Consider the following 7,751-nt stretch of genomic DNA (forward strand, 5'->3'; position numbering starts at 1 on the left):
GGGGAAAAGCAAGCAAGCCAGGCCCGCAGAACCACCGCCGCAGCCGACCCTGCCAGCTGGTCAAGCTGTTCCACCACGCCTGAGCCCGCTGCCCGCACCAAAGGACCGGCCACAAAGCAGCGTGCCAAAGTAGTGCGAGGCAGACGACAGGCCGCCCTCTACGCAGACCAGTTGCATCCCTCGCACGCGCAGACTAGGTCCGTGCCTGCGCTGGAAGCGTGGCCGAGTGGTTGAAGGCAGCGGTCTTGAAAACCGCCGGGGGGCAACCCCTCGTGGGTTCGAATCCCACCGCTTCCGCCAATCTGAGCTGGTAAACGTTTGATTTGCATATGGTTCTGTTGAGCAAGCGTCTATTCCTACCAACACTGGCCCCAACAGCGCTCCTTCATGATGATGGCCTTCCGCTCTTAGCCGCCGGTTGGACACCTTATTCCGCCAAAGCTCACGCTGTTCAACCGAGCTTGACGTGGAGGTTGAGGTATAGGCCATCCTGCGGAGCAGTACGTGCACGTGAGGTATAGTTGAGGCGGGCTGAGAGCCGCCCGCACCATCGCTGTGAGGAGGTTCGAGCCCGAGATGCCCGGCGGCCACACCCACCACAAAGCGGGCTGGTCCGGCACGATCCGGAGCGCGAGGACCCTCCGCAGTAAGTGGAGCCGTATATGACCGTGAGGAAGGAGATGCCTCGCCATGAACTTACGCCAAGCCCGGTGGGAACAGGCTAATGACGGATGCAGCGCCGGAAGTAGTCCTTCGTCGCGAACTTTGATTTACAGTTAAATGAAGTTGATAGAGACGTTCCAACAAGAGCCTGCCTTGGAGAACACGACTTATCATCGCGCGTTGACACGGGTGTCGCTGCTACTACCCTCGCGGGCTCAGGGCGCTGGCTTCTGAAAATGGCGGCCGTTCTGGGGAGGACACAGGATGTTGCGAAGGGTTTGTCTGCTCACGTCGGCCCTGGTTACGCTGCCCATGGCCGTGGCTTTTGCCCAGGAACGGCAGCCGATCACCAATGCGACCTGCGAGGAACTGGCGGCCCGTTACGAGAAGCTGCCGTTCACGAACATCCTGCCGGTCGAGGCCGGGCCGGTGATGGTCGATGGCGAGGAAAAGCCGATCACGATCGGGTTCTCCCAGACCGGGTTCAACCATCCCTGGCGCGTGTCGATGCTGGAATCGCTGCAGGCGGAGGCTTGCCGGCATCCGAACATCGAGCTGGTCGTGCTGGACGGCAACGTCGATGTCGCCAAGCAGAACAACGACATCCGCGACCTGATCGCCCGGGGCGTGAACGCCGTGATCATGAGCCCCGTGGAATCGGCGGGTCTCGTTCCGGCCGCGCGTGCCGTGATGAACGAGGGCCTGCCGCTGGTCGTGCTGGATCGCGACGTGCCGACCGAGAAGACCTTGTTCATCGGCCAGAGCAACGTGACCATGGGCGAGCAGGTCGCCGAGAAGATGGCGGCGGATCTGGGCGGCAAGGGCAAGATCGTCGTGATCACCGGCTTGAAGGGCTCGTCGCCCGCGGTCGATCGCGACAAGGGCATGAAGAACGTCCTGGCCAAGTATCCGGACATCGAGGTGCTCGCGACCGGCGATGGCCAGTGGATTCGCGAGCCCGCGGTCCCGCTGATGGAGGACTGGCTCACGGCCCAGCCCGAGATCACCGCGGTCTTCTCCCATGCCGAGGAGTCCGCCTGGGGCGCGCAGCTCGCCATCGCGCGGGCGAACCGCTGCAAGGATGGCATCAGGCACTACACGTTCGATGGCTCCAACGCCGGGTTCAAGGCGGTCAAGGCCGGCACGTTCGGCGCGGACGGCAACTACACGCCCTTCATCGGCGATATCGGCCTGCGCGCGGTCATCTACCAGATGACCGGCAAGCCCATCCCCGAGGCCAAGCCCTACGACCAGCCTGGGGTGACGCTGACCCTGCCTGACTCTCCGGTGGTGACCGCGGCGAATGCCGACGAGTGGATCGGCCGTGGCTGGGGCGATTTCGAGCCTACCCCCGACCCTTGCCGCTGACCGGGTCCGGCGCGGGCGTGACGCCCCTCCTGGCCGTTCGCGGCCTGAGCAAGTCGTTCCACGGCAACGTCGTCCTCCACGACCTGGACTTCGCGGTGCATGGCGGCGAAGTCCGAGCACTGGTCGGCGAGAACGGTGCCGGCAAGTCGACGCTGATCAAGGTCCTGGGCGGCGTCTACCAGCCGGACCGCGGCGAGTTGCTGGTGGACGGCCAGGCCACCCGCCTGCGCTCGCCGAGGGATGCGCTGGCCCGCGGCATCGTGGTGATCCAGCAGGAACTGTCGCTGGCCCCGCATTTGTCGGCGGCCGAGAACATCTTCCTCGGTCACTTCCCGACCACGCGCTTTGGGACCGTCGACAAGGCAGCCATGCGTCGGCGTTCGGCGGAGCTTCTGGACAGCCTGTCGATCGCGGTCGATCCGTCGGTGCCGGTCGGCCGCCTCAGCATCGCCCAGCAGCAGATGGTCGAGATCGCCAAGGCGATCTCGCTGTCGGCCAGGGTGCTGATCCTGGACGAGCCTACCGCCGTGCTGGACGAGAAGCGCGTCGCGATCCTGTTCGAGCTGGTGGCGCGGCTGAAGGCGCAGGGGCTGGGGATTGTCTTCATCTCCCATCACCTGGAGGAGATCTTCCGGATCTGCGACCGGGTGACCGTTCTTCGGGACGGTTCCAAGACCGGCGAGGCGTCCGTCGGCGAGATCGACCAGGAATGGCTGGTCAGCCACATGATCGGCCGCCAGTTCCCGGTCCATGCCCGGCAGGCGCACAGCTCGGGCAAGCCGGTCCTGCAGGTCGAAGGCCTGACCCGCCCGGGCGAGTTCACGGACGTCTCCTTCGCGGTGCACGAGGGGGAGATCATCGGGCTGGCCGGCCTGGTCGGAGCCGGCCGCTCGGAGGTGGCGCGCGCCCTGGTCGGACTGAGCCATCCGAGTGCGGGAACCATCAGGCTGTTCGGCCGGCAGGTGCGGATCGCCAACCCCAACGCTGCTGCCAGACAGGGCATCAGCTATCTCACCGAGGACCGTAAGGCGCAGGGCCTCCTGCCCAACCGGCCCGTGCGCGAGAACGCCACGATCTCCAACCTGCGCCGCTTTACCCGGTTCGGCGTGATGAACCTGGCAAAGGAACGGAGCTATGTCCGCGAGATGATCGGCAAGCTGGACGTCCGCCTGGCCGGCATGGGCACCGAGATCCGCTACCTGAGCGGCGGGAACCAGCAGAAGGTCCTGATCGGCCGCGCCCTCGCGATCGAGCCCAGGATCCTGATCGTCGACGAGCCCACCAGGGGCGTCGACATCGGCGCCAAGCAGGAGATCTACGCCCTGATCGAGCAGCTCGTGGCCAACGGCGTGGCGATCGTCCTGATCTCCTCGGAGATGGAGGAGATCCTGCGCCTGTCCGATCGGATCGTCGTTCTGCGGCGTGGCCGGGTGGCGGCAACCCTTTCCCGTGACGAAGCCACCGAAAGCAGCATCATGAGGTCAGCAGCCCTTGCCGCGTGAGATCCCCCGTTCCGGCATCGTTGCGACCTTGCGGACTCTCGGTGCCGGCCGCCTGGGCGGCCTCATCGCGCTGATCCTGCTGGTCGTGGTCGCATCCATCCTCTCGGACCGCTTCCTGACCATTCCCAACCTCCTGAACGTGCTGCGCCAGGTGGCGATCGTGGGCATCCTGGCCCTCGGCATGACCTTCGTGATCCTGACCGCGGGCATCGACCTGTCGATCGGTGCGGTCCTTGGCCTCTCGGTGGTCCTCTACGCCGGGCTGCTGGAGAGCCAGAGCCTGGCGGTCGCCATCCCGCTGGGCCTCCTGGCAGGCGCCTGTGCCGGCCTCGTGAACGGGCTCGGCATCGCCTATGCGGGGATTCCCGCCTTCATCATGACCCTCGGCATGCTGTCGTTCGCACGCGGCCTCGCGTTCATCTACACGGGCGGCACCCCGATCCCCATTCTCGACGAGTCCTTCTATTACTTCGGCAACGGCTACGTCCTGGGCATTCCGATCCCGGCCATCGTGCTGGTCTGCACCCTGCTGGTCAGCGCCTTCGTGCTCGGGATGACGCCGTTCGGCCGCTCGGTCTACGGGATCGGTTCGAACGAGGAAGCGGCACGCATGTCCGGTGTGCCGGTCCGGGTCTACAAGACGGCCGTCTATGTCATCTCGGGCTCGCTCGCCGCGGTAGCCGGCGTGGTCTATGCCTCCCAGCTCAGCATCGGCACGCCGATCGCCGGCCAGGGCTACGAGCTGGATGCCATCGCGGCGGTCGTGGTCGGCGGCACGTCGCTGTTCGGCGGCAAGGGTTCCGTCTGGGGTACCTTCATCGGGACCCTGATCATCGGCGTGCTCGCCAACACGCTGAACCTGAACGGGGTCGACCCTTTCGTGCAGCAGCTGGTGAAAGGCGCCCTGATCGTGGTCGCCGTGTTCGGCATGAGCCGCGCCAACCGGACCTGAGGACGGATCGATGCCAACCAGACGTGAGGACGGATCGATGGATCTCGTGAGCGAGCGGATCCTGCCGGTACTCGAGCTGCTGCGCCCGCAGGTCGATTCCCACATCACCCTGGACCGGATCCGCCGCTACACCTTCGCAATCGCCGACATGCCGGCACCGTCGACGGCGGCTAGCGCCTTCCGCACCCCTGTGCTCAAGCGCCTGCTCGGCGAAGACGGGGCCATGCAGATGCAAGGCCTGCACCTGCGGGAGGACTTCGAGAAGACAGGCAGCACGGTGATCCTGACCGGCAGCGACCAGCCCGCCAAGCCGGTCTGGTACTTCGCGCATCTGGATACGATCAGCTACCTCATCCAGCCGCGCCGGGACGACCGCTACCCGCTGGTTCCGTTCTGCTACCACCTGATCGAGGAGGGTGTGCGGCCGGCCGAGGCCTACCGCTACGATCTTCCCTCCAACGGCTACCGGATGGTGGCATCCGGCAGCCTCGTCACCGAACGGAACGAGCCGTTCTTCCGGCCCGACGACATGAGCGCGTCGCTTCGGGTCGGCGACCGGGTGGTGATGACGGCACCCTGTCGCGAGCTGGATGGCGGCGACTTCGTCGGCCATGTCGACAATGCCGGGGCCGTAGCATCTCTGGCCGTGGCCGCGCCGGTCATGGCCGCGGCCGGGATCCAGGCGATGCTGGCCTTCCCTGACGAAGAGGAAGGCCCGCGCGGGACCGGCAGCCAGATGATGGGTCGCGGAGGATCGCGGATCGTCAATGTGCTGCCGACGCCAGATCTGGCGATCATCGCGGACGTCCAGCAGGCCGGCGGCGACAAGGACGCCGATACGCGCGGCGGGGTGGAGAACAGCACGCGGCTGGGCCAGGGAGCGGTTCTAGCCGAATTCTCCAGCCTGGCACGCGGTGCGGTCACGCCCCCGCATCTCTACGCCCTGGCGCAGCATTTCGTCGGGATCCTGCGGGGCTTCGGCGTGCCGGTCCAGGAATCGAACAACGCCTATACCTCGCGCAGCGACGATGTCGGCGTGCTCCTGAAGACCCCGAACATCCTCCTCCTGGGCTTTGCCGGGTTCAACCGGCACCTGGACAAGGGCGAGCCGCGCGCGAACCTGCACGACCTGGTCAGCCTCTCCAAGGCGATGGTCTATGGTGCGGCGATGGCACCGCTCTACCGGGAGCTGACCGCCGAGCTGTTCGGGCGGACCGCATGAGCGAGATCGTCACCATCGGCTGGCTCACGATCGACGACATCATCCTGGGCGACGTCGTGCAGCGCGACGTGCTCGGCGGTGGTGCGCTCTACTCCGCGGTGGGCGCGCAGGTCTGGAACGATTCCGTGGGCATCCACTCGGTCACCGGACGCCGTCACTTGGGCTTGGTGCGTGCGGACATCGAGGCGCGCGGCCTGGACAGTCGCGGCATCGAGACGATCGAGGGCAACGGCCTCCAGCTCTGGCTTCTCCACGAGAACGACAGCGACAAGCAGCAGATTCCGAAGCTCTCCTCCTCGACCGCAGCGGAGATGGATGCCGGCCGCGGGCCGCTGCCCTCGTTCTATCGGAACGCACGGGGGTTCCACATCGCGCCGCAGGGTCCGGACAGCTCGGTGGCCAATGCCGTCCGCCTCGATGCGCTGCCGTCCCGGCCGGTCGTGACGCTCGACCTGCTGTCGGACGGCTATATCGACGCCAGCCGTTATCGCGACCTGACCTTCCTTCGCCATCTGTCGGCCTTCCTGCCGAGCGAGGCCGAGATCCGGCGGATCTGGCAACCCGCCGATCTCGAGGACTGGCTGACCGAGCAGGCGGTCGCCCATCACTGCCCGATCGCGGTCAAGCTCGGGGAGCAAGGCTCGATCGTCTGCCTGCCGGACGAGCGTCGCCTCGTGCGGGTCCCAGCCTATCCCGCCGCCGTGGTCGACACGACCGGTGCCGGCGATGCGTTCTGCGGCGGCTTTCTCGCCGGGCTGGTGGATGGCAAGCCTCTGGACGTCTGCGCGGCGATGGGCACGGTTGCCGCCTCCTATGTCATTGAGGCCTGCGGAGCCCTGCGCACCGCGCGTCCCGGCCAGGCGGAGCGGCAGGCACGTCTGGAACGGGTGCGGGCCGGCATCACCGCTACCGATTTCTGATCCGTTCCGACGTCTGACTGGACCTCTTCATGCCCGTGGCTCCGCACCGCCCTTCGCCCCTCGACGCGATCTTCAAGGTGAACAAGCCGCTGATCGGCAATGTCCACTGCGCGCCGCTTCCTGGCACGCCCCGCTACAAGGGCGAGCCCATGGCGGCCATTGCCGAACGCGCGATCCAGGATGCGCAGGCTTATGCCGCCGGCGGCATGAATGGGCTCCTGATCGAGAATCACGGCGACATCCCGTTCCTCCCGCCTGGGGAGATCGGGCCAGAGATTGTCGCGGCGATGAGTGTGGTGGTGAAGGCAGTGGCAGAGGCGGTGGACCTGCCGTTCGGCCTCGATCTGCTGGCGAACGACGCCATCGGCGCGTTGGCCATCGCCAAGGCCACCGGTGCCCGGTTCATCCGGGTGAACCAGTGGGTGAATGCCTATGTCGCCAACGAGGGACTGGTGCAGGGCGAGAGTGGCCGGGCGCTGCGCTATCGGCGGATGATCGGCGCCGACGACGTGGCGATCTTCGCCGACGTCCACGTCAAGCACGGTGCTCATGCCATCGTCGGCGATCGCGGCGTGGCGGAGCTGGCACGGGACACCGAGTTCTACGACGCGGACGTCGCGATCGCGACCGGCAACCGGACCGGTGATTCCGTTCCCGCCGAGGAGATCCGGGACGTGCGCAGCGGCACGAGCCTACCGGTGATCGCCGGCAGTGGTCTAGCTAAGGACAATGCTGTGTCTCTTCTGACCGACCTCGATGGAGCGATCATTGGATCCAGCCTGAAACACGACGGCGTATGGTGGAACCAGGTCGATCCGGCCCGTGTCGATGCCTTTGTCGCGGAAGTACGCCGGCACCACCCAGCCTGATCCGAATCCGACAAATGGCTCAGATAGAGCACCAAAGCCAAGCGCTTCAGCCTGGTCCTGACCCTGGAAACTGGTCCGGCCGGTATGCGAATTTTCGGGCGATCTGAACCCTGGGAGGGACGGATGCCATGAAGCGCAAGCGTTACAGCGACGAGCAGATCGCCTTTGCCTTGCGGCAGGCAGAGGGTGGAACGGTGATCGAGGAGATCTGCCGCAAGATGGGGATCTCAGAGCCGACCTTTTATCGCTGGAAGA

General features: G+C 66.1%; 7 protein-coding genes and 1 tRNA gene. All 8 read left to right on the top strand.

Features of this window, described 5'->3' with window-relative positions; genetic code table 11:
• Nucleotides 1-212: 212 nt before the first annotated feature.
• Nucleotides 213-300: transfer RNA gene (locus VHL31_RS19855), tRNA-Ser, on the top strand.
• Between the two features lie 627 nt (nt 301-927).
• Nucleotides 928-2,031 carry a substrate-binding domain-containing protein gene (locus tag VHL31_RS19860; protein WP_329662976.1) on the top strand — a complete coding sequence of 368 codons (1,104 nt, stop codon included), beginning with the start codon at nt 928-930 and terminating at the stop codon, nt 2,029-2,031.
• 17 nt (nt 2,032-2,048) lie between these two features.
• On the top strand, nt 2,049-3,533 hold the full coding sequence (locus tag VHL31_RS19865) for a sugar ABC transporter ATP-binding protein (RefSeq protein WP_329662977.1): 1,485 nt from the start codon (nt 2,049-2,051) through the stop codon (nt 3,531-3,533).
• Nucleotides 3,523-4,485, top strand: coding sequence for an ABC transporter permease (locus tag VHL31_RS19870; protein WP_329662978.1), 963 nt, complete (start codon nt 3,523-3,525; stop codon nt 4,483-4,485). The genes VHL31_RS19865 and VHL31_RS19870 overlap by 11 nt, the downstream gene beginning before the upstream one ends.
• Before the next feature lie 10 nt (nt 4,486-4,495).
• Nucleotides 4,496-5,707 carry a hypothetical protein gene (locus VHL31_RS19875; protein WP_329662979.1) on the top strand — a complete coding sequence of 404 codons (1,212 nt, stop codon included), beginning with the start codon at nt 4,496-4,498 and terminating at the stop codon, nt 5,705-5,707.
• Complete coding sequence (locus VHL31_RS19880) at nt 5,704-6,627, top strand: carbohydrate kinase family protein (RefSeq protein ID WP_329662980.1); 924 nt, start codon at nt 5,704-5,706, stop codon at nt 6,625-6,627. The genes VHL31_RS19875 and VHL31_RS19880 overlap by 4 nt, the downstream gene beginning before the upstream one ends.
• Before the next feature lie 29 nt (nt 6,628-6,656).
• Complete coding sequence (locus VHL31_RS19885; protein WP_329662981.1) at nt 6,657-7,496, top strand: BtpA/SgcQ family protein; 840 nt, start codon at nt 6,657-6,659, stop codon at nt 7,494-7,496.
• Between the two features lie 128 nt (nt 7,497-7,624).
• Nucleotides 7,625-7,751 (top strand): transposase (locus VHL31_RS19890; RefSeq protein ID WP_329662982.1); only part of this gene is annotated, 127 nt, incomplete at its 3' end.

Origin of the sequence: Geminicoccus sp., from assembly GCF_036263595.1 — a bacterium.
GTDB lineage: Bacteria > Pseudomonadota > Alphaproteobacteria > Geminicoccales > Geminicoccaceae > Geminicoccus.